This window comes from Lichenicoccus roseus, from assembly GCF_005844085.1.
GTDB classification, from domain to species: domain Bacteria; phylum Pseudomonadota; class Alphaproteobacteria; order Acetobacterales; family Acetobacteraceae; genus Lichenicoccus; species Lichenicoccus roseus.
The window spans coordinates 1-19,606 of sequence record NZ_VCDI01000005.1; the positions used below are offsets into that span (position 1 = coordinate 1).

The 19,606-nt window shown below is 69.3% G+C and carries 25 protein-coding genes, 1 tRNA gene and 1 riboswitch; of the genes, 14 read left to right on the top strand and 12 right to left on the bottom strand.

Annotated features, from left to right (window positions below; translation table 11 throughout):
• Window positions 1-236: 236 nt before the first annotated feature.
• Window positions 237-1,607 carry a FliI/YscN family ATPase gene (locus FE263_RS14145; protein ID WP_456306574.1) on the top strand — a complete coding sequence of 457 codons (1,371 nt, stop codon included), beginning with the start codon at window positions 237-239 and terminating at the stop codon, window positions 1,605-1,607.
• Window positions 1,604-2,026, top strand: coding sequence for a flagellar FliJ family protein (locus FE263_RS14150; protein WP_138326689.1), 423 nt, complete (start codon window positions 1,604-1,606; stop codon window positions 2,024-2,026). The genes FE263_RS14145 and FE263_RS14150 overlap by 4 nt, the downstream gene beginning before the upstream one ends.
• Here the strand turns inward: FE263_RS14150 and FE263_RS14155 are convergent.
• Window positions 2,018-2,470, bottom strand: coding sequence for a hypothetical protein (locus FE263_RS14155; protein WP_138326690.1), 453 nt, complete (start codon window positions 2,468-2,470; stop codon window positions 2,018-2,020). The genes FE263_RS14150 and FE263_RS14155 overlap by 9 nt on opposite strands.
• A gap of 13 nt (window positions 2,471-2,483) precedes the next feature.
• Window positions 2,484-2,753: a hypothetical protein gene (locus FE263_RS14160; protein ID WP_138326691.1), complete on the bottom strand. Its 270-nt coding sequence runs from the start codon at window positions 2,751-2,753 to the stop codon at window positions 2,484-2,486.
• Window positions 2,754-2,816: 63 nt separating this feature from the next.
• On the opposite strand from FE263_RS14160, the gene FE263_RS14165 reads away from it, so the two are divergent.
• The 6 genes from FE263_RS14165 to FE263_RS14190 all read left to right on the top strand — a co-directional run bounded on the left by FE263_RS14165 (window position 2,817) and on the right by FE263_RS14190 (window position 7,104).
• Window positions 2,817-3,947, top strand: coding sequence for an ABC transporter ATP-binding protein (locus tag FE263_RS14165; RefSeq protein WP_138326692.1), 1,131 nt, complete (start codon window positions 2,817-2,819; stop codon window positions 3,945-3,947).
• Between the two features lie 211 nt (window positions 3,948-4,158).
• A complete protein-coding gene (locus FE263_RS14170; protein WP_171034116.1) occupies window positions 4,159-5,262 on the top strand; it encodes an extracellular solute-binding protein in 1,104 nt (367 codons plus the stop codon).
• 7 nt (window positions 5,263-5,269) lie between these two features.
• On the top strand, window positions 5,270-5,599 hold the full coding sequence (locus FE263_RS14175; protein ID WP_138326694.1) for an ABC transporter permease subunit: 330 nt from the start codon (window positions 5,270-5,272) through the stop codon (window positions 5,597-5,599).
• Window positions 5,600-5,643: 44 nt separating this feature from the next.
• On the top strand, window positions 5,644-6,150 hold the full coding sequence (locus tag FE263_RS14180) for a YcgN family cysteine cluster protein (protein ID WP_138326695.1): 507 nt from the start codon (window positions 5,644-5,646) through the stop codon (window positions 6,148-6,150).
• The gene (locus FE263_RS14185; protein ID WP_338086729.1) at window positions 6,147-6,944 is read left to right on the top strand and encodes a M48 family metallopeptidase; all 798 of its coding nucleotides are present in this window, start codon (window positions 6,147-6,149) and stop codon (window positions 6,942-6,944) included. The genes FE263_RS14180 and FE263_RS14185 overlap by 4 nt, the downstream gene beginning before the upstream one ends.
• 75 nt (window positions 6,945-7,019) lie before the next feature.
• Window positions 7,020-7,104: transfer RNA gene (locus FE263_RS14190), tRNA-Leu, on the top strand.
• 27 nt (window positions 7,105-7,131) lie between these two features.
• Here the strand turns inward: FE263_RS14190 and FE263_RS14195 are convergent.
• Both FE263_RS14195 and FE263_RS14200 read right to left on the bottom strand, forming a co-directional pair.
• The gene (locus FE263_RS14195) at window positions 7,132-8,076 is read right to left on the bottom strand and encodes an aldo/keto reductase family protein (protein ID WP_138326696.1); all 945 of its coding nucleotides are present in this window, start codon (window positions 8,074-8,076) and stop codon (window positions 7,132-7,134) included.
• Window positions 8,077-8,272: 196 nt separating this feature from the next.
• A complete protein-coding gene (locus tag FE263_RS14200; RefSeq protein ID WP_138326697.1) occupies window positions 8,273-8,542 on the bottom strand; it encodes a helix-turn-helix transcriptional regulator in 270 nt (89 codons plus the stop codon).
• A gap of 44 nt (window positions 8,543-8,586) precedes the next feature.
• Between FE263_RS14200 and FE263_RS14205 the strand changes: the two genes are divergently transcribed.
• Window positions 8,587-8,811 carry a hypothetical protein gene (locus tag FE263_RS14205; protein WP_138326698.1) on the top strand — a complete coding sequence of 75 codons (225 nt, stop codon included), beginning with the start codon at window positions 8,587-8,589 and terminating at the stop codon, window positions 8,809-8,811.
• Here FE263_RS14205 and FE263_RS14210 read toward each other — a convergent pair.
• Window positions 8,799-9,305, bottom strand: a complete 507-nt coding sequence (locus tag FE263_RS14210; protein ID WP_138326699.1) for a hypothetical protein — start codon at window positions 9,303-9,305, stop codon at window positions 8,799-8,801. The two genes, FE263_RS14205 and FE263_RS14210, sit on opposite strands and share 13 nt — an antisense overlap.
• A 132-nt stretch (window positions 9,306-9,437) precedes the next feature.
• Window positions 9,438-10,268, bottom strand: a complete 831-nt coding sequence (locus tag FE263_RS14215) for a hypothetical protein (protein ID WP_138326700.1) — start codon at window positions 10,266-10,268, stop codon at window positions 9,438-9,440.
• 9 nt (window positions 10,269-10,277) lie between these two features.
• Here FE263_RS14215 and FE263_RS14220 point away from each other — a divergent pair, with 9 nt between their 5' ends.
• Entirely contained in the window at window positions 10,278-11,273 is a 996-nt protein-coding gene (locus FE263_RS14220) for an LLM class flavin-dependent oxidoreductase (protein ID WP_138326701.1), read from the top strand.
• 66 nt (window positions 11,274-11,339) lie between these two features.
• Entirely contained in the window at window positions 11,340-11,603 is a 264-nt protein-coding gene (locus FE263_RS14225) for a TolC family protein (RefSeq protein ID WP_138326702.1), read from the top strand.
• Between the two features lie 82 nt (window positions 11,604-11,685).
• On the opposite strand, the gene FE263_RS22150 is transcribed toward FE263_RS14225, so the two are convergent.
• The 6 genes from FE263_RS22150 to FE263_RS14250 form a co-directional block, all read right to left on the bottom strand.
• Entirely contained in the window at window positions 11,686-11,835 is a 150-nt protein-coding gene (locus FE263_RS22150; RefSeq protein ID WP_171034117.1) for a hypothetical protein, read from the bottom strand.
• Between the two features lie 73 nt (window positions 11,836-11,908).
• Entirely contained in the window at window positions 11,909-12,400 is a 492-nt protein-coding gene (gene ribH, locus FE263_RS14230) for a 6,7-dimethyl-8-ribityllumazine synthase (RefSeq protein WP_138326703.1), read from the bottom strand.
• Window positions 12,401-12,422: 22 nt separating this feature from the next.
• Window positions 12,423-13,745 carry a 3,4-dihydroxy-2-butanone-4-phosphate synthase gene (gene ribB, locus FE263_RS14235; protein ID WP_138326704.1) on the bottom strand — a complete coding sequence of 441 codons (1,323 nt, stop codon included), beginning with the start codon at window positions 13,743-13,745 and terminating at the stop codon, window positions 12,423-12,425.
• Entirely contained in the window at window positions 13,727-14,335 is a 609-nt protein-coding gene (locus tag FE263_RS14240) for a riboflavin synthase (protein ID WP_138326705.1), read from the bottom strand. Before FE263_RS14240 ends, ribB begins: the two co-directional genes overlap by 19 nt.
• Window positions 14,317-15,363, bottom strand: a complete 1,047-nt coding sequence (gene ribD, locus FE263_RS14245; protein ID WP_138326706.1) for a bifunctional diaminohydroxyphosphoribosylaminopyrimidine deaminase/5-amino-6-(5-phosphoribosylamino)uracil reductase RibD — start codon at window positions 15,361-15,363, stop codon at window positions 14,317-14,319. Before ribD ends, FE263_RS14240 begins: the two co-directional genes overlap by 19 nt.
• A gap of 94 nt (window positions 15,364-15,457) precedes the next feature.
• Window positions 15,458-15,630: riboswitch (FMN riboswitch) on the bottom strand.
• A 72-nt stretch (window positions 15,631-15,702) separates the two neighbouring features.
• Window positions 15,703-16,479, bottom strand: coding sequence for a DUF72 domain-containing protein (locus FE263_RS14250; protein ID WP_138326707.1), 777 nt, complete (start codon window positions 16,477-16,479; stop codon window positions 15,703-15,705).
• An 84-nt stretch (window positions 16,480-16,563) separates the two neighbouring features.
• Here FE263_RS14250 and FE263_RS14255 point away from each other — a divergent pair, with 84 nt between their 5' ends.
• From FE263_RS14255 to FE263_RS14265, 3 genes are read left to right on the top strand one after another with little or no spacing between them, the layout of a single operon-like run.
• On the top strand, window positions 16,564-17,529 hold the full coding sequence (locus tag FE263_RS14255; protein WP_138326708.1) for a tagatose kinase: 966 nt from the start codon (window positions 16,564-16,566) through the stop codon (window positions 17,527-17,529).
• On the top strand, window positions 17,526-18,821 hold the full coding sequence (locus tag FE263_RS14260; RefSeq protein WP_138326709.1) for a D-tagatose-bisphosphate aldolase, class II, non-catalytic subunit: 1,296 nt from the start codon (window positions 17,526-17,528) through the stop codon (window positions 18,819-18,821). Before FE263_RS14255 ends, FE263_RS14260 begins: the two co-directional genes overlap by 4 nt.
• Window positions 18,818-19,588, top strand: a complete 771-nt coding sequence (locus FE263_RS14265; protein ID WP_138326710.1) for an L-iditol 2-dehydrogenase — start codon at window positions 18,818-18,820, stop codon at window positions 19,586-19,588. Before FE263_RS14260 ends, FE263_RS14265 begins: the two co-directional genes overlap by 4 nt.
• The last annotated feature ends 18 nt before the right edge of the window (window positions 19,589-19,606 follow it).

Below are 19,606 nucleotides of genomic sequence, written 5' to 3' on the forward strand. Positions count from 1 at the left end.
GCCCTTGAGGACCGCAATGGTCCCGCGGGCAGAAGCGACGTCGTCTTCGACCAGAAGCACACGCATTTTCACCACCAGGAGTTTTCGTTGACCAAACGTTACCACCTTGGGTTGCATTATGTCGATAGATAAACGTAAAAGCATCTCTAGATTTTTCTGATAATCAAAAATTAACCGTCTGGGTTGTATTCAATTAGGAGACGGATGGCGATTGCGGGAGAACTGACGTGCCGGCCCTGGATGACCTGAGCTCACGTCTCGACGCCGTGCGCGCGTCCCTCTCCGATGTGTCGGCCTTCCATGTCTCCGGTCAGGTGTCGGGGATCAGTGGACTGGCGGTCGAGTTGTCGGGCCTCGACCGGCATGTGGCCGTCGGTGACCGTATCCTGCTGCGTGGACGTGAGCCGCAGCCGGTGCAGGCCGAGATCGTCGGCTTCAGGAGCGGCCTGGCCCGCGCCATGGCATACGGTTCGCTCGACGGGATCGGGCCGGGAAGCGGCGCTACCTATGCCATCGGTGCGGGAGCGATACCCGGCCGGCTGGCGCCGACGGACGCCTGGCTCGGACGGGTTATGGATCCGCTCGGCCGCCCGATGGATGGCAAGGGGAGGCTGCCGCTTGGTCCGGTCTCCCGCCCGGTGCGCGCCGGCCCCCCAGAGGCAACGCTGCGCGCCCGGCTGGGGCCAAGGCTGGATCTCGGTGTGCGGGTGATGAACCTGTTCACCACCTGCCGCGAGGGCCAGCGCCTCGGGCTGTTCGCAGGCTCCGGCGTCGGCAAGTCGACGCTGCTCTCCATGCTGGCGCGGCAGACCAAGTGCGACGTCACGATCATCTCCCTGGTCGGCGAGCGCGGCCGCGAGGTTCGCGAGTTCATCGAGGACGATCTCGGTGCCGAGGGGCTGGCACGCTCCGTGGTGATCATCGCCACGTCCGACACCCCGCCCCTGATGCGCCGCGAGGCCGCCTATTCCGCCATGACCGTTGCCGAGCACTTCCGCGACCAGGGCAAGTCGGTGCTGCTGCTGATGGACAGCGTGACCCGCTTCTGCCTGGCGCTGCGGGAGATCGGGCTTTCGGCCGGCGAGCCGCCGGCGACGCGAGGCTATCCACCGAGTGTGTTCGCCGAGTTGCCACGCCTGCTGGAGCGTGCCGGACCGGGTCCGATGCTGCCGGATGGCACCGCGGGGCAGATCACCGCCCTGTTCACCGTGCTGGTCGAGGGCGACGATCACAACGAGCCGGTCGCCGACGCCGTGCGTGGCATCCTGGATGGGCATGTCGTGCTCGACCGCAAGATCGGCGAAGGTGGCCGCTATCCGGCGGTCGACGTGCTGCGGTCGTTGTCGCGCTCGGTGCCCGGCTGCAACGATGCAAGGCAGAACCTGCTGACCCGCAAGGCAAGACAGGTCCTGGCGCTCCATGCCGACATGGCTGACATGATCCGTCTCGGAGCCTATCGCAGCGGCAGCGATCCGGCGGTAGATGAGGCCATCGTGCTGGCTCCGCGCATCGAGGCCCTGCTGCGACAGGATCGCGGCGGAGCGACCGGGATCGAGACCAGCTTCGAACTGCTGGAACAGGCACTTGCTGTCGGGCACGCGACATGAGCCGGAACCCGCTCATCACCCTGCTACGCCTGCGTGATGCGGAACTCGACGATGCGAAACGCACGGTGGCCGGAGCGCTGGTGCGTGAACACGCGGCTAGCCGCCGCCTGGAAGTCGAGGAAGCCGCGTTGTCGCGCGAGATGACGATGGCGACCAGCATGGCAGGTGGCGACGACTGCGTGGACGCTTTCGCACGGTGGCTGCCCATCGGCCGGAAGGCGATCGGCGAGGCGCTCATTGCGTGCCAGGTGGCGGCGGCCGAGGTGGATCACGCCCGCACCGTCCTCACGCTGTCACGCGCGGGCCACCGGTCGGTGGAAATGCTGATGGAGAAGCAGACGCTGCAGACCGCCGCCGAAGCCGCGATCAGGACGCAACGCGAGATGGACGACCTCGCGTTGCGCCTGCGATCAGCGTAGCGGCCTGGAAGGCTTGCGACGGCGCAGCAGGCTTCGCACTGCTGCGAAAGCGCCACGTCCAGCATAGCGTCCAGCCGGACCCATGATGGTGCTGGTCACTGCCGTCAGGGCGACGGCGTTGCGCAGATCATGCAACGCCCTGTCGCGAACTATCCTGGCTTCGACCTCAACCGGATCCGGCAATTTGCCGCGCCCCAGAAGAAGGAACACCACCAGAAACAGAACGTCGACCCCGAGCACGATCACGGATGCCCAGACCTTGCCGGTGTGCCAGGGGCCCTCGCATAGGGTCCAGAGCACTACGTGCACCGAGATCAATGCGAAGAACCCGAACACGGCCGCCACGACCAGGAAGGCGGCACGCCGGGCAAAGCGCAGTGCAGTCTTCTGAAGAAGCAGCCCTTCGGACGAAGCGGCGGTCTTGGCGAGTTCGACGACCTTCATGCCCCGGGCCGGATCAGCGCGCTATGCGGCCGAGGAAGTATCCGACCACCGCCGAGATCGCGATCGCGATCAGCGGCTGCCCGCGAACCTGCTCCGACACGTTCTTGACCTGGGTATTGGTCAGGTCGCGAGCGCTGGTGACCGCGGATTCAGCCTTGCCGGCTGCGTCGGCCAGGGCCGGCGTGACACGCTCGTTCAACAGCTGCTCGACCTGGGCCCGTAGGGACTGAAGCTGCTCCTGGGTATCCTGCGCAGCATCTTTGACCTTGTCGGAAACAGCCATGATAAGCCCCCTTATGAATGTAGCGCTCGAACGTGTTGCAATCGGACAAGTTGCACCCGTCCGATGAGCCCGGAGAGGGCCCTGGAGGTGCAGGATCTCCTGCTGTCGACCGCGGCGGCGGGCAATCCGGCGACGGCTAACCAGGCCCTGTCGCTGTCCGTTGGCGGCGGCGAAAGCATCACCTTGCTGGGTCTCCGCGACGGCGGCGCGCCGGACCTGCTGGACACCATCGCCGGCCATCTTCCAGCCGCAGCCGGCCGGATCCGTGTCGATGGACGCGATGTCGCGGCGCTGCCACCTGGCGACCGCCGTATCGGGTTGATCTCGGCACGAGACCCCTTGTTCCGGCACCTGACCGTGCGGCGGAATATCGGCTTTCCGCTGCGCGCGCGGCGGGTGCCGGAACCGGAACGCACCCACCGGGTCGACCAGCTGCTCGCGCTGCTCGGGTTGGAAGCCGACGCGGATCGCAGGCCGCGCGACCTTTCCCCGGCTCGGACGGTACGCGCGGCGCTGGCGCGTGCGCTGGCCGCCGATCCGGCCTTCATCCTGCTTGACGATCCGTTCGCCGCCCTGGACCCGGTATCGCGGCGCGAGCTGCATCAGGTCTTGCGCCAGCTTGTCTCCGCGCGCGGTCTTGGCCTCCTGCTCGCCACCAGCGACCGCGAGGACGCGCTGTCGCTGGGCGGCCGCATCGGGATTCTCGATCGTGGGCGACTGCGCCAGCTTGCGACCGCGCCCGAGCTGCTCGACCGGCCGGCGGACGAGACCGTCGCCACCGTGTTCGGCGGCGCCAACAGCCTCACCGGTCAGGTTCAGGACATCGAGGACGACGTGGCGCTGGTCCGCCTGAGCGCCGGGCCGACGGTTGAGGCTATGGCTGCCGAGGGCCTGCAGGCCGGCATGCTGTGCATCGTCTGCATCCGGCCGGAACGGGTCGCGGTCGCCTTCCTGTCGGGCGCGCCTTCCGCCTCCGGAGACGGCCAGCTCGGCAGCGACGTACTGCCCGCGACGCTCTCCGAGACGGTTCATCTGGGCGACCATCTCAGGCTGCGCTTCCGGCTCGCCGGCGGCGGCGAGATGGTCGTGCACCGGCCGGCATCGCAGCCCACCTCCCAGCTCAAGCGCGACCGCCCGGCGGAACTCGCCTGGCAGCCGTCGCATGCCATCGCCTTTCCGGCCCCCGACATGTAGCCGGGCGTAGAAGGCCGGACGCCCGGCCGGCCTGTTCCAGCACGCCGCAACCTGCTCTATGCACTATCCGCTTTCGCCCAGCCGCCTTGTGCCCAGCTCCTGGTTCTTAGCCCAGCCCGTCCATCGCAAGAGAGAAAGTCCACGTCCTGAGCGCCGCTGCGACCCTCGAGAGATGATCCGACCGAGCAGATCGCCATTCCGGTGCGCTCCGGTGCTCTGGCTTCTGCCTGCACTGGCGTGCGGCGGCGCCGCTGCCGAGCCCCCGACCCCGACGGCCTCCCGTGCCGCCGTGTCTCGTCAGGCGAGCGCGCATCCGGACGCGCTGCAGGTCGCCTCCCTGGGCGGCGGCCTGCAGGAGGCGCAGCAAGCCACCCTGTTCAAGCCGTTCAACGATCAGACCGACATCGCCCTGCATGTCCAGGGCTGGGACGGCAGCCTGTCCACGCTGCAGAAGCGAGCGGCGAGCGGCGCCGTCGGCTGGGATCTGGTGTTGATGGAGGAGGCGCCGCTCCGGGTGGCCTGCCGGCAGGGACTCTTCATCCCCGACCCGCGAGGCACCGGCGATCGCGCCGACAGGCCGGACAGTACGGGTGCCGGGTGCGGCGTCAGCGCCTGGCGCGAGAGCATCGTGCTGGCCTGGGACAAGGGCCGGGTGGACTCCACGCCGACCTGGGCGGATTTCTGGGACGTCGCGCGCCGGCCCGGCAAGCGCGGCCTCAAGCGTGATCCGCGTGGCACGCTGGAGATTGCGCTTATGGCCGACGGGGTGGCGCCGTCCGACATCTATCGCACCCTGCAGACGCCGGACGGCATCAACCGCGCCTTCCGCAAGCTCGACCAGCTCAAACCCTACATCGTCTGGTGGCAGACCCCGGCCGAGGCGGTGCAGATCATAGAGAGCGGTGCCGTGCTGATGACAAGTGCTCCGAGTGGCGAGATCGCCACGGCCGATCGCCTCGGCAACCGGCATTTCGGCACCCAGTGGCAGCAAAGCCTGGGCGACGTGCTGGACTGGGGCATCACCCGATCGGCGGGCCCGGCAGCGCGTGACGTCGCCCGGCACCTCCTGGACTTCACCCGGCAACCGGACCGGGCGCAGGCATTCGCCGCAGCCTATCTCGCCCAGGCCAACCCGAGCCCGTCGACGACCGCCACGGCCGCAGACCCTCCGGGGGCAACCGCCTCGACCGACAAACCCGCACCGGCGGCTCCGGTGCCGCGACATGCCGACACGCTCATGCTCGACGAGGATTTCTGGGCAGCTCAACTCGAACCGCTGGGACGCCGGTTCGAAGCCTGGATCAGCGCGAAGTGACGCCTGATTGAGGGCCTGGCCCAAGCTGGCGGTGATCGCGCTCATGCTGCCAGGCGCGATCACCGCCGCGATCCTGCCCGTGCTGCTGAACCATCCCCCCAGCCCGGCCGGGCTGCGTGTATGGCGCCTCGCCCTGGCGCTGCCGGTGCTGCTGACGCCTGTCCTGGCTTCGTTCTGGCAGTTGCAACGCGGCGAGGCGCGGGCGGCCGCGAGCCTCGGCGCCAAGCGCTTCGACCGGCTGCGCTGGATCTGGCTGCCACAGCTCGCCCCAGGCCTCGCCGCCAGCCTGGTGCTGGCGTTCCTGCTCGCCGGTGCTGCATTCCTGACCCGGCATTAGCCGGCACTTCCAGCCTGCCGGCGGTCGCCCTATTCTTCCGGCGCATGACCGAGCCCTTCTGGAAGCGCAAGCGCCTGGACGAGATGACCACGCAGGAGTGGGAATCGCTCTGCGACGGCTGCGGCCGCTGCTGCCTGCACAAGCTGCGCGACGAAGACACCGAGGAGGTCATCTTCACCAACGTCGCCTGTCGCCTGCTCGATCCCGAGAGCTGCCAGTGCGCCGACTACGCGAAGCGGCAGCGCAAGGTGCCGGATTGCGTGCGCCTCACCCCGCAGAGCCTGCCCGAGATCGACTGGCTGCCGCCCTCCTGCGGCTACCGGCGCCTGCAGGAAGGTCGCGACCTCGCCTGGTGGCATCCGCTGGTCTCCGGCCGGGCGGAGAGCGTGCACGAGGCCGGGATCTCGGTGCGCGGCCGGGTCGTCGGCGAGCGCGAGGCCGGTCCGATCGAGCATCATGTCGTCGACTGGCCCGGGCGTACGCCGCGCGCCATCGGCCGGCCGGCGGTGCCACCGACGATGCGCCGGCGACGGGTCGAGCGGGCTTCATGAGCCGGGAGCCGGTCCGCAAGCTGAAGCGTACCGGCCAGAAGCGTACGGACCAGAAGCGCGCGGGCCAGAAGCGCACCGGAATGGCGCCGCCGCCGGAAATGCTGCTGCTCGCGGGCGGCGAGACGCCGATACGATGGCAGCGGTCACGGCAGGCGCGGCGGGTCTCGCTACGGATCGACCCGCGCGCCGGAACGGTGGTGGTGACGCTGCCCCCGCGTATCACCCGGGAAGCGGGACTTGCCCTGTTGCACGCCCACTCCGGCTGGATCTCCGGCAAGCTGGCGGCACTCCCTGGCCACGTGGTTTTCGATGCGGAGGCCATGGTTTCGCTCAGTGGCGTGCCGCACGTGATCCGCCACCATCCGCAGGCGCGTCGCGGCGTCTGGGTCGAGGCCGGCGAGATCCGGGTCAGCGGCGATCACGCCTTCCTGCAGCGCCGGGTGCTGGATTTCCTGCGTGGCGAGGCACGCGATGTGCTGGGTGCGCTGGCCCGGGGCATCGCCGAGGCCTCGGTCGCGACTGGTGCCGCCCTGCGGCCACGACGGCTCGCGATCAAGGATACCAGTAGCCGCTGGGGCAGCTGCTCGTCCGACGGCGTGGTGATGTTCAGCTGGCGCCTGGTGATGGCCCCGCCGGAGATCCAGCACTACGTCGTCGCGCACGAGTTGGCGCATCTTCGCCACCTGGATCACGGAGCCAACTTCTGGGCCCTGGTGGCGGCGCTGACCCCGCACCGGCAGCGCGCGGAGGCCTGGCTCCGGCTGCACGGCGCGGCGCTGCTGCGCATGGGCTAGGGCCGGTAGCCGCGTTTCGCTCCCGGGTTTGCGGTGGCCGCGGCTCGCCCTGTAGGTTCAAGCAGCCGCGTGCGCGCGGGCGTGATGGAATGGTAGACATAACGGACTTAAAATCCGTAGGGCCTCGCCCATGCCGGTTCGAGTCCGGCCGCCCGTACCACTCTCGCCGCCCATACCACTCCGACCGCTAGACGACCCGGCCGATGATGCGCTCGGCTTCCACGAACAGGCCAGGCGGCACGTCGTGGCCGGACGCCTTGATGTTCTCGTCGATCTGGTCGGGCCGCGATGCGCCGATGATGGCCGAAGCGACATTGGCCTCGCGCAGCACCCAGGCGATGGCGAACTGGGCCAGTGTCAGGCCGGCCTGCTGCGCCAACGGCTTCAGCGCCTGCACCGCCTCCAGCACCGGCGGCTCAAGCCACTGCTTGCGGAAGGCGCCGTTCATCGCCTCGCTGGCGGCGCGGCTGTCGGACGGCACGTTGGCGCCGGGGGCGTATTTGCCCGTCAGCACGCCCTGGCCAAGCGGCGACCAGACGATCTGCGAAATCCCCGAGCGTGCGCAGAGTGGCATGACCTCGCGCTCCGGATCACGGTGCAGCAGCGAATACTGCGGCTGGCTGGACACGAACTTCGTAACGCCCGGCAGAGCCAGCGCCGCGGCGATCCGGTCCGCCGGCCATTCCGAGAAGCCGAGTGTGCGTGCCTTGCCGGCCTTCACGATCTCGGTCAGCGCCTCCATCGTCTCCTCGAGCGGCGCATCGGCGTCATAGCGGTGGCACTGGTAGAGATCGACGTGATCGACCCTCAGCCGCGCCAGCGAAGCGTCGATCTGCTTGTGCACCTGTGCCCGGGACAGGCCGCGATCGGTGTCGCTCATCGGGAAATAGAGCTTGGTGGCCAGCACGTAGCTGTCACGCGGCAGGCCTGCCAGCGCCTCGCCCAGCACCGTCTCGGCGGCGCCGCGGCCGTAGACGTTGGCCGTGTCGATCAGGGTGATGCCGCGATCGAGCGCACGGTGGACGCAGGCGATTGCGGTCTGCTTCTCGACGCCACCGGACGTCGTCAGCCACGATCCGAACGCGATCTCGGATACGGTGATGTCGCTGTCGCCAAGTTTGCGAAATTTCATCTCTGCCTCACTGAAAGTGCGCTGTGCCCCACCGCCGCCAGGGTAATCGGTAGGGCAAGATGCAGCACAGTGCCGGGACTGCTACCGCCGCGACCACGCCGATCCTCTGCGATGCGCTACCCGCTTGACTGGACCAGGTTACTCACGCGAGCACTGCCAAGGCGCCCAGGGGCGGCGGCGGCAACAATGCTACGCTTTACGCTCGCGGCAGCGCGGGGTTGCGGCTGCGATACACCAGGCCCGCCGCCGACAGCGTCGCCTGCACCGGCAGATGGACAGCCAGCGCCTTGCCCCGGCGAAGGCCGGCGCGTGCCTGTTCGAGACGCTGGCGCAGCAGCATGGCAGTCGGCGTGGTGCCGAAATGGCTGCTGGAGGCTTCCTGCAGGGAGCGTATGCCGTCCGCCCTGCGCAAGTGGCGCGGCGGCAGGGATCCCGGACGGGATAGCTCGCCCTCGAGGCAGCCCATCAGGCCATCGATGCTGCGACCGGCCTCGCCGTCCCATGAAAAAAGTGGGCGTCAAAAACCACTGGAGCAGCACCGCGTGCTTCGCCATCGCACCGGCCAGCACCAGCTTCAACGCAACGTCGCGGCTGCCCGATGCCGTCGCCACCCTGCCGGCTGGCCTGGAGCTGTCCACCATCCGCAAGCTTGCAGGCAGACTGGCCTGCGACGCGTCGCCTGCGCCGGGATACACTTCGCAGGCCATGATGGGGCGGCTGACCTACCCGTTCTGACCGGTATCCTCCACCGGCGCCGGCGGCTGGTGCAGTTGCACGCACAGCCTGAAGTTCTGGATTGCCTCGTCACCCGGCTGCATGTCGATGCGTACCGCCCGCGTCGGCCATTGCGGCGTCGAGAGGGTCAGTGTCTGCGCGGGATCCAGGAAGCGCCCCAGGTCGGCCATCGAGATCGGCGCCACCAGGCCGACCGGACCGCTCTCGCCGAGCGGCACGAACGTTCCGGCGCGGTCGAAGCTGAAAGTCGGGCGATCCACCTGCACCGGCCAGGCCGCCACGTTCAGCGACAGCGTCGGCTGGTCGGAGCCGGCATCGTAGCGCAATGCCAGGGTCGCCTCGCCGTCCTGGTCGAACTTGAGGGCGCAATAGCTGCGGCCATCGGCGAGCAGCCCGCTGGCGCTGTGCCAGTGCAGCGCCGGATCCGCATGCGCCGGCAGCCCGCCCGGCAGCAGCAGGCAGCACGCCAACAGCCGACGCAGTCGACGCACCATCAAACCCCCCCTTGCTGCACCGGTGGGTATACCCTGCATGGTTGCGGGATGCATGCCGTGCATGCACCGCGCCACGGGTCGCGGGGCGATATCATGGATCAAGGACGGCAGCCGCCTTGCCGCCGACGCAGTTCAGCCGCCCTCGCCATCGGCGACGAGCACCAGGCTGATGCGGTGGCCCGGCACCGGCGTTCCGCGCTCCTCGATCCCGCGCGGCAGGATGCGCGTCCCGTGGAACAGGATCGCCGCCGGATGCACCCCCTCGTGCACCAGCGCAAGGGCAACGCTGCGCAGCAACTCCGCCTGCGCCTGCGGGTCCAGGTTCGCCGGGGCGGGAGCGATCTCGATCTGTGTCGTCGCAGCGCGTCCCATGCTGTGCAGGGCGAGGTCCATCACCCTCGCCGCGTCCTGATCCGGGAAGCGCACCGGGTCGGCGCGCATCAGGTAGCGGATCAGCTTCACATCCGGCGGCACCGGCCTGGTATCCAGTCCGGCGATTGAGGGAAGCGGCTTCGGCGGATAGCCCCAGCGTGCCACGACGAAGCTCAGGATGTTCGGGACACCGGCGCCGCCGCCGCCCTGGGTGCCGCCCACCTCGTCCACACCGACATGGTTGGTGCCGTAGAGCGGGTTGGCATAGCTGTAGGCGGTGCCGAACTCCTCTGTCCTGGTGCCGGTCTGGGTGTCATGGAGCACTTCGCGTGGCTGCTCGCCGGCGGTGATGCGCGGGATGATGGTATGTATCGGCGAGGCGGTGACGCTGTCGCTCAGGCTGAGCGCCTGCGCCCCCGGGGCCGGCTTCGTAAGAGTGAATGGCTGAGCCCCGCCGGACGCGGTCTGGGCATCGGCCCGGGGCGACAGGAAGGCCAGCAGGATCCCATAGCCAAGCGCGAAGCGTGTCCCCGGTGCATGCACGGGATCAAGCGTAGTCCGCCACTTGGCAGCCGTGCGAGACCTTCCCATGTTACGAAGATGATCCCGTTCTCCGTCCTCGACCTGTCCCCGATCATCGAGGGGGGCGACGCGGCGTTGGCGCTGCGCAACACCCTGGACCTCGCCCGCCACGCCGAGGCGCTGGGCTACCGGCGCTACTGGGTCGCCGAGCACCACAACATGCCGGGCATCGCGTCGGCGGCCACCGCCGTGGTCATCGCCCATGTGGCGGGTGGCACCAGCCGCATACGGGTCGGCTCGGGCGGCATCATGCTGCCGAACCATGCGCCGCTCACCATTGCCGAGCAGTTCGGCACACTGGCGGCGCTGCATCCTGGCCGCATCGATCTGGGCCTGGGCCGCGCCCCGGGCTCCGACCAGCGCACCATGCTGGCGTTGCGGCGCGATCCGGGCAGCGCCGACCGCTTTCCCAACGACGTGGTCGAGCTGCAGTCCTACTTCCAGCCGGCGGTGCCGGGCCAGGCGGTGCAGGCGGTTCCCGGCGCCGGCCTGGACGTGCCGATCTGGCTGCTCGGTTCCAGCCTGTACAGCGCGCAGCTCGCCGCGATGCTCGGCCTGCCGTTCGCATTCGCCTCGCACTTCGCACCGGACCTGATGGACACCGCGATCGAACTGTACCGCGGCCGCTTCGAGCCGTCGGATGCACTCGACAAGCCGCACGTGATGCTCGGCGTGAACGTGTTCGCCGCCGACACCGGGCGCGAGGCCCGGCGCCTGTTCACCTCGGCACAGCAGCAGTTCATGATGCTGCGGCGCGGCCAGCCGATCAAGCTGCAGCCGCCGGTCGACAGCATGGACGAGCTGTGGTCGCCGATGGAGGCGGCCGGCATCATGCGATCCCTCAGTGCCGCGGTGGTTGGCGACCGGCTCGCGGTTCGGGACGGAATAGAACGCTTCATCGAGATGCACCGCCCGGACGAGCTGATGGTGGCGGCGCAGATCTACGATCACGAGGCACGCCGGCATTCATTCGAGATGGTGGCTGAGCTGCAGCGCGACCACGTGCTGGCCTGATCGGTCGGGGCGGGTCGGGTTGCCCTCGCAACTGGCGCGCCGGCGTCCTGACCTGCGCGAGGCAGGCTGGCCTTCCAGACCGCCGGACTCGGCAACAGGCGCGACGTCGATGACGCGCTCACCGGCTACGCCCGGACCCAGCGCCAACGCCGGCAGGCGCTCGAGGTGGTGCGGCAGAGCCGGCTGACGCTGAATGCCGCGACGGAGTCGTACCGGCAGGGCGCCTTGGACTTCCTGAATGTGGACGACCCCGAACAGGCTCTCCTGCAGGCCCAGGGTCAGCGGGCGACTGCCGACACCCTGACGGAAGTCGACCTGGTCGCACGGTAAGAGGCACCTGGCGGCTGGGACGTTGCCGACCGCGTGCCCGGTCCGATCGCAGTCCCTGCTGCTACCCTGGCCCAGCCGGGCTTCAGTGCCGCAAATGGCGCATCGAGACGATCAGGTCGGGTCCGCGCAGCAGCGCCAGGTTCAGGAGCACGGCGAACACGATGGCGCCCAATCCGACGCAGACATAGTGATGCACGGCAAAATCAAGCCACTGGTCGAGAAGAACGGACACACGCTGCCTCCGTCGCCACACCCATCAGGCAACAGGAGTATCGAGCATCCCGCTTCGAGAAGTCGACAGAAATTCAGTCTCTCCTCGCGATCTCCTGAAGGATTGCGATGCTCTCCACGCACGCCGCCGCCGCCTCCCTGCCCTTGTTGTGGGCGTCGTCACGCGAACGCACCACCGCCTGTTCCTCGGTGTAGGTGGTGAGCACGCCGAACGCGATCGGTACGCCGGTGACGAGCGACGCCTGCATCAGGCCGGTTGCCGCACCCAGGCTGATGAACTCGAAATGCGCTGTATCGCCCTTGATCACGCAGCCGAGGCAGATCACCCCGTCATAGCGCCGCGTACGCGCCAGCGCCTGCGCCAGCAGCGGCAGTTCGAAGGCGCCGGGACTGGCGAAGATGTCCTCGTCACGCAGGCCGATGCCATGCTCCGCCAGCCACGCAACGGTGCCCGCGCGCAGACCGCCGGTGACGTCGGTGTTGAAGCGGCTGACCACCAAAGCGAGGCGCGGTGGCGTCTCGAAGGCGAGGAGCGGCGCGTCGCCCGTTGCGTCCGGCTTGCTCATGCGTATGTCTCCAGCTGACGGTTCACTGCGCCGCGGCAGCGTGATCGGGCTGCCGGCCATGGCCGAGCCGCATCGCTTTCGCCTCGAGATAGGCGCGGTTGTGCGGATTGGGCACGATCTCCAGCGGGACCTGCCGGCGCACATCGATGCCGTTGGCACGCAAGGCGCGGATCTTGTCGGGATTGTTGGTCAGCAGATCCAGCCGCTCGACCGCCAGCTGACGCAGGATGCGCGCGGCGATCCCCCAGTCGCGCTCGTCGGTGGCGAAGCCGAGCCTGTGGTTGGCGTCGACAGTATCCAGTCCCTGGTCCTGCAGCGCATAGGCGCGGATCTTGTTGGCAAGACCGATGCCGCGCCCTTCGTGGCCGCGCAGATAGACCAGGACCCCGCCGGGGCTTCCCGAAATCAGGTGCAGGGCGCGACGCAATTGCTCGCCGCAATCGCAGCGCAGCGAGCCGAGTGCATCCCCGGTCAGGCACTCGGAATGTAGCCGCACCAGCGGCGCGTCGCACGACTGGAGGTCGCCGCTGACGATCGCAAGATGCTCGATGCCGTCACGGGGATCGCGGAACGCATGCACGGTGAAGGCGCCATCCGGTCCGCCGGCATGCACCTGGCCGAACGCGCTCGGCAGGCGTGCGCTGCCGACCGGATCGAGGCGATCCGGCAGCGGGTTGAACAGGGCCGCGTTGGCGCCGCTCGCGGCCAGCGCCAGCCGGTAGCGTACCAGGTCGGCGATGCTAACGATCGGGATGCCGTTCCGGGTGCCGAACTCGCGCAGCTCGGGCAGCCGCGCCATGCTGCCGTCGGCGCTCATCACCTCGCAGATCACCGCCGCCGGCCTGAGCCCGGCAAGGCGCAGGATGTCGACCGACCCCTCGGTGTGACCCGCTCGTGCCAGCACGCCGCCCTGGGCAGCGCGCAGCGGAAAGACATGGCCGGGCGACACCAGGTCGTCGGCGCGCGCATCCGGCGCGGCGGCGACCTGTATGGTGCGGGCGCGGTCATGCGCCGAGATGCCGGTATCGACACCGTCACGTGCCTCGATCGAGACGGTGAAGGCCGTGCCACGCGGCGCGGTGTTGTTGCGCACCATCATCGGCAGGCCGAGGCGGTCGAGCTGGTCGGCCTCCAGCGCCAGGCAGACCAGCCCGCGGGCGTGCGTGACCAGGAAGTTCACCGCCTCGGGCGTCGCGTGCTCGGCGGCCAGCACCAGGTCGCCTTCGTTCTCGCGATCCTCGTCATCGACCATGATCACCATGCGGCCGTCCCGCAGTGCTGCGATCGCCTCGGCGAGAGGAGCAGGGATCTGCAGCGGGGGCGGGTTCAGGTCCGGGGCTGGCATAGCTGCTCCACATACTTGGCGATGACGTCCACCTCGACATTGAGGGACGCACCCGGAACCAGCCGGCCGAGGGTGGTGTGCTCCCAGGTGTGCGGGATGATCATCAACGCGAGGCTGAAGTGGTCCGGGGCGTTGGCGGTTCCTATCGCGTTGATGGTCAGGCTGATGCCGTCCAGCGCAATCGACCCCTTCTCGACGCAATAGCGCCGCAGCGCCTGCGGCACGTCGAGCTGCACGGCCCAGGCGTCACCCTGCGGCGTCGCCGAGGCGAGCGTTGCGGTGCCGTCGACATGGCCCTGCACCATGTGGCCGGACAGCCGCGTGGTCGGCGTCACCGCCCGCTCAAGGTTGACCTGATCACCTTCGCCAAGCCGTCCGAGCGAGGTGCGATGCAGCGTCTCCGGGCTGACGAAGAAGATCGCGGCCCCGCCGGCGTCGCTGTACGTGACGGTAAGGCAGACGCCGTTGACCGCGACGCTTTCGCCAAGGGCGAGGTCGGTCAGGCTGGTGTCCAGCACCAGCCGGATATCCTTCCCGCCCGGCTCGACGGCACGTACCCGGCCGAGGGTTTCTATGATGCCGGAGAACATGTGGCCTCCTGTTCCAAAGTGATTTCCGAGGGGATCCCGTCGATCAGTCGCAACGGCGTCGTCGCGGTGCGGGCGCGCACGCTGACCAGATCCCCGGCATCCGGCTGCCGGCGTATGGTCAGCCAGTCATCCCACAGATCGGTGCGCCGCAGGCTCGCGAGCAGGCGCGGGCCGGCCTCGACCATGGCCCACAGCACCCCGTCGTCACGCAGCCCCTGCATCAGGGCCGGCAGGTCGGGCGCCGTGCGTAACCTGAAGCCGCGCGCTTCGGCCTGCCGCCGCCAGGCTGCGGGCAGGCCGTCGCCGCGGTCCAGTACGGCGATGACACGACGGCGCTCCGGATGATCGGCGACATGCCGGACGGTGAATTCGGGCGCGTCGGCGATTATCGTTCCGAGCCCGGTGACGATCGCATCGGTGGCGCGGCGCAGCCGGTGCGCGAGCTGCAACGACGAGGGCGAGGTGAAGGTGCGGGCGCCGGGTGGCGGGATCATGCCGCCGTCGAAATCGAGCGCCTGCTTGACGGTGACCCAGGGACGTCCGCGCAAGGCGCTGGCGAACGGCGCGATCAGCGCCAGGCAGTCGCGAGCTTGCGGGCTGTCCGGCGCGGCCATATGCACGTCGAGGCCGGCATCGCGCAGTCGCCCGGCGCCACCGCCGGCCACGCGCGGGTTCGGATCGCGCACGCCGATCCAGACGGTACGGATCGGACTCGCCAGGATCGCCCCGGTGCAGGGCGGGGTGCGGCCGACATGGTTGCAGGGCTCGAGGGTGACGACGGCGGTGGCCGCCCGCGCCAGCACTCCGGCGGCTTCGCACCGGCGCAGCGCAAGCGCTTCCGCATGAGGCTCCCCGGCGCGATGGTGCGCCGCCACCGCCAGGATATGCCCTTGCGCATCGAGGATCGCGCAGCCGACCGGCGGATTGGGCGCGGTGGCGCCGACACGGCGCACGGCCTCGGCGATCGCGGCCTGATAGGCCAGCGCGATAGCGTCCGGATCGACCTGCTGCGTCGTGCCCTGCTGCATCCACCCCGTCCCTGCGGACGCACCCGGGGCATGCGGACAGGAGGGCACGGTTGTACGGGCACGCGCACATCCCTTCAGGGACGGGCGTGCCGAACCGCGTTCTCTCCCATCCGGACTATACCGTCGGCCCCGGAATCACACCGGGTCTGCTTGACCCTGCCGAAATTGGCAGGCGCTCGCGGGCTGAAACGGCCGGTTCCAGGCCGAAGCCGGGAGCCGGACATAATCACCGCCGGTGGGGAATTTCACCCCGCCCTGAGAACGTCTCGACCGGCCACCATGGCCGGACGGGTGTCATTAAAGGCTGCACCTGCCGCACCGCAAGATGTGACCTGGGTTTCACGCTTTCAGCTTGTGGATCAGCTCCTGCGCGGCTGCCGGGGCGCGGTGCTTGGCGCCGGAGATGACGTAGGCATAGACCGGCCGCTCCCGCGACAGTGCGCGCAGCCGCGCGGCCCAGGCATCGAGATGCTCCGGGGCATAGCCTAGCGGTTCCTCGTCGCGTGTCGCCTGCAGGCGCAGATAGGCGAAGTCCGCGGTGAGCGGATAGCCGGTCTCGGTCCCCGGCGCCTGCGGGTCGAGGTCGAGCGCCACCAGCGCGACGTTGCGCTGCTCGATCAGCCTGAGCGCCGGGTCGCTCGAAAAGCTTGGATGCCGTGCCTCCAGCGCATGACGGAGCGCGATCCCGTCACGCTCCGCCGGCAGCAGGTCGAGGAAGGCGGCCAGCGCGTCCGCGTCGAAGCGCCGCCCGGGCGGCAGCTGCCACAGGATCGGCCCCAGCGCCGGTCCCAGCTCGGTCAACCCGGAACCGAGGAACCGCTCGATCGCCGGCGCCGCCTCGCTGGCGTCCTTGCGCTGCGCGGCACCCCGCGCGGCCTTCACCGAGAACACGAAGTCCTCCGGCACCGCGTCGCGCCATGACCGGAAGGTCTGCGGCGTCTGGGTGCGGTAGAAGGTGCCGTTGATCTCGATCGAGCCGAGCCGGGCGGAGGCATAGGCCAGCTCGTCGGCCTGCCGCAGTCCCTTGGGATAGAAATTGTCCCGCCACTCCGGGAAGTTCCAGCCGCCGATGCCGATGCGTATCGGATGGGATACAGCCTTCTTCGCGCGCGCCATCATGTGCTCCAGGCTTGCCGCCCACTCGCGGTCTGCTTGCGAAAACGCTACGACCTCGGGCGGCCGGACAGAAGGAGCCACCGGATGCCAGACGCATCGACCGGGATGATCGTCACCATCGGGGAGATCCTGGTCGAGATCATGGCCGAGACGCCCGGCCAGGGCTTCCGCGAACCGCTCCCCCTGATCGGCCCGTTCCCGTCCGGCGCGCCGGCGATCTTCATCGACCAGGTGGCACGGCTCGGCGCGCCGGCCGGCATGATCGCCTGCGTCGGCGACGACGATTTCGGCCGCCTGAATATCGAGCGCCTGCAGCGCGACGGCGTCGATGTCGGCGCCATCCGGATCGATCCGGACCTGGTCACCGGCAGCGCCTTCGTGCGCTACCGCGAGGATGGCGAGCGCGACTTCGTCTTCAACATCCGGCACAGCGCCAGCGGCGCGATGCGGATCGACGATGCCGCCGAGCGCCTGCTGCGGTCCTGCCGCCACCTGCACGTGATGGGTTCGTCGCTGTTCTCGGACCACCTGATCGAGGCGGCCAACGGGGCAGTGGCGCGGGTTCGCGACAGCGGCGGCACCGTCTCCTTCGACCCCAACGTGCGCAAGGAGATCCTGCGCGCCCCGGGGATGCGCGCGGCGCTGCAGGAGATGCTGCGACGCTGCGACATCTTCCTGCCGAGCGGGCCGGAACTCACCCTGCTGACCACGGCGACCGACGAAGCCGGCGCCATCGCCGAGATCCTGGCGCTCGGGGTGCGCGAGATCGTGGTCAAGCGCGGGGCGGACGGTGCCAGCCATTACGATCGTGACGGCGCGCATCACGCACCGGCCTTCGGCGTCGCGGAGATCGACCCGACCGGCGCCGGCGACTGCTTCGGCGCCACCTTCGTCACCTGCCGCCTGATGGGCATGGGTGCTGCGGACAGCCTGCGCTATGCAACCGCCAGCGGTGCGCTCGCTGTCGGAGTACGCGGACCGATGGAAGGCGCCAGCAGCTTCGCCGACCTCGACGCCCTGATCTCCAGCCAGGCCGGAGACGCCACGTGACAAGCCCGGCCCTCACCCGCCTCGCCGCCGCGCGCGTGCAGGGCGTGCCCGCCGGTCTCGTGTCGATCTGTTCGGCGCATCCGCTGGTGATCGAGGCGGCGCTGCTGCAGGCACGCGACGACGGCACCGAGGTCCTCATCGAGGCGACCTGCAACCAGGTCAACCAGGAGGGCGGCTATACCGGCATGACGCCCGCCGCCTTCCGCGACTTCGTGCACGGCATTGCGGATCATGTGGGCTTCGCACGCGAGCGCGTCGTCCTGGGCGGCGACCATCTCGGACCCAATCCCTGGAAGCACCTGCCGGCGGACGAGGCGATGGCGCGCGCCGAGCGGATGATCGCGGGCTACGCCGAAGCCGGCTACGTGAAGCTGCATCTCGATGCCAGCATGGGCTGCGCGGGGGAGCCCGCTGCCCTGGACGACACCCAGACCGCCGGACGCGCCGCCCGCCTGGCCGCCGCCGCCGAGCATGCCGCCCCCGGGCAGGCGGTGTACGTCATCGGCACCGAGGTCCCGACCCCCGGCGGCGCGCTCGAGGCGCTCGACCATCTGCAGCCGACCGAGGCCGATGCCGTCCTCGCCACCTACGCCGTCCATGCGGACGCCTTCCGCGACGTGGCGAAGGGCGACGCCTGGCGCCGGGTGCTGGCGATCGTGGTGCAGCCCGGCGTCGAGTTCGGGCACGAGAACGTCGCGGTGTATGCGCCGGAGCGTGCGCTGGCTTTGAGCGCATCCCTCGACGCCATGCCGGGACTGGTGTTCGAGGCACATTCCACCGACTACCAGCCGGAAGCGAGCCTGCGGCGCCTGGTGCAGGACGGCTATCCGATCCTGAAGGTCGGTCCCGGCCTGACCTTCGCGCTGCGCGAGGCGCTGTACGGGCTGGACGCGATCGACGGCATCCTGCATCCCGGACACGACCGGCTTGTGGACACCATGGAGACGGTGATGCTGGCCGAGCCGAAGCACTGGCGGAGCCACTATCCCGGCACGTTCGACGAGCAGCGCCTGCTGCGCCACTACAGCTACAGCGACCGCATCCGCTACTACTGGCCGGTGCCGGCGGCGCAGGCGGCGGTGGACGCGCTGCTGGGCCGTCTCGGCGACAGCCCGATCCCTGAGACGCTGGTCAGCCAGCACCTGCCGCGGCTGCATGAGCGCGTCATGCTCGGCGCCATTCCGCCGCTGGCCCGCACGCTGCTGATCGAGAGCGTGCGCGACGTGCTGCGCATCTATGGCCGGGCATGCCGGCCATCCGCGACACCATCGACGAAGGAGAGGCAGGCATGATCCTGCAGGGCAAGGTCGCCATCATCACCGGTGGCGCGCGTGGCATCGGCCGCGCCATCGCCGAGCGCTACACGAGCGAGGGTGCCATCGCGGTGATCGCCGACCTCAACGAAGCCGGCGCCCAGGCGGCAGCGGCCGAGATCGGCGGCGGCTGCATCGGACTGGCGCTGGACGTGACCCGCCAGGACTCGATCGACACGCTGGTGGCGGCGGTGGTTGCGCGCTATGGCCGCATCGACATCCTGGTCAACAACGCCGGCATCTTCGACCTCGCCCCGACCGTCGAGATAACCCGGGCCAGCTACCAGCGGGTCTATGCGGTCAATGTCGAGGGACTGCTGTTCACCCTGCAGGCGGTGGCGAAGCAGATGATCGCCCAGGGAAGCGGGGGCAAGATCATCAATTTTGCCTCCCAGGCCGGGCGGCGTGGCGAGCCGCTGGTGGCGATCTACTGCTCCTCGAAGGCGGCGGTGATCAGCCTGACCCAGAGCACCGGGCTCGACCTGATCCGGCATGGCATCAACGTCAACGCCATCGCGCCCGGGGTGGTCGACAACGAGCACTGGGACGATGTCGATGCCCGCTTCGCCCGCTACGAGGGCCTGCAGCCCGGCGAGAAGAAGCGCCAGGTCGCCGCGTCGGTACCGTTCGGCCGGATGGCGCGTCCCGACGAGGTCGCCGGACTGGCCCTCTTCCTAGCCGGCCCGGACTCGGACTATATCGTTGCGCAGACATACAATATCGACGGCGGCAACTGGATGAGCTGACCGCCGGCAGGGGGAAGA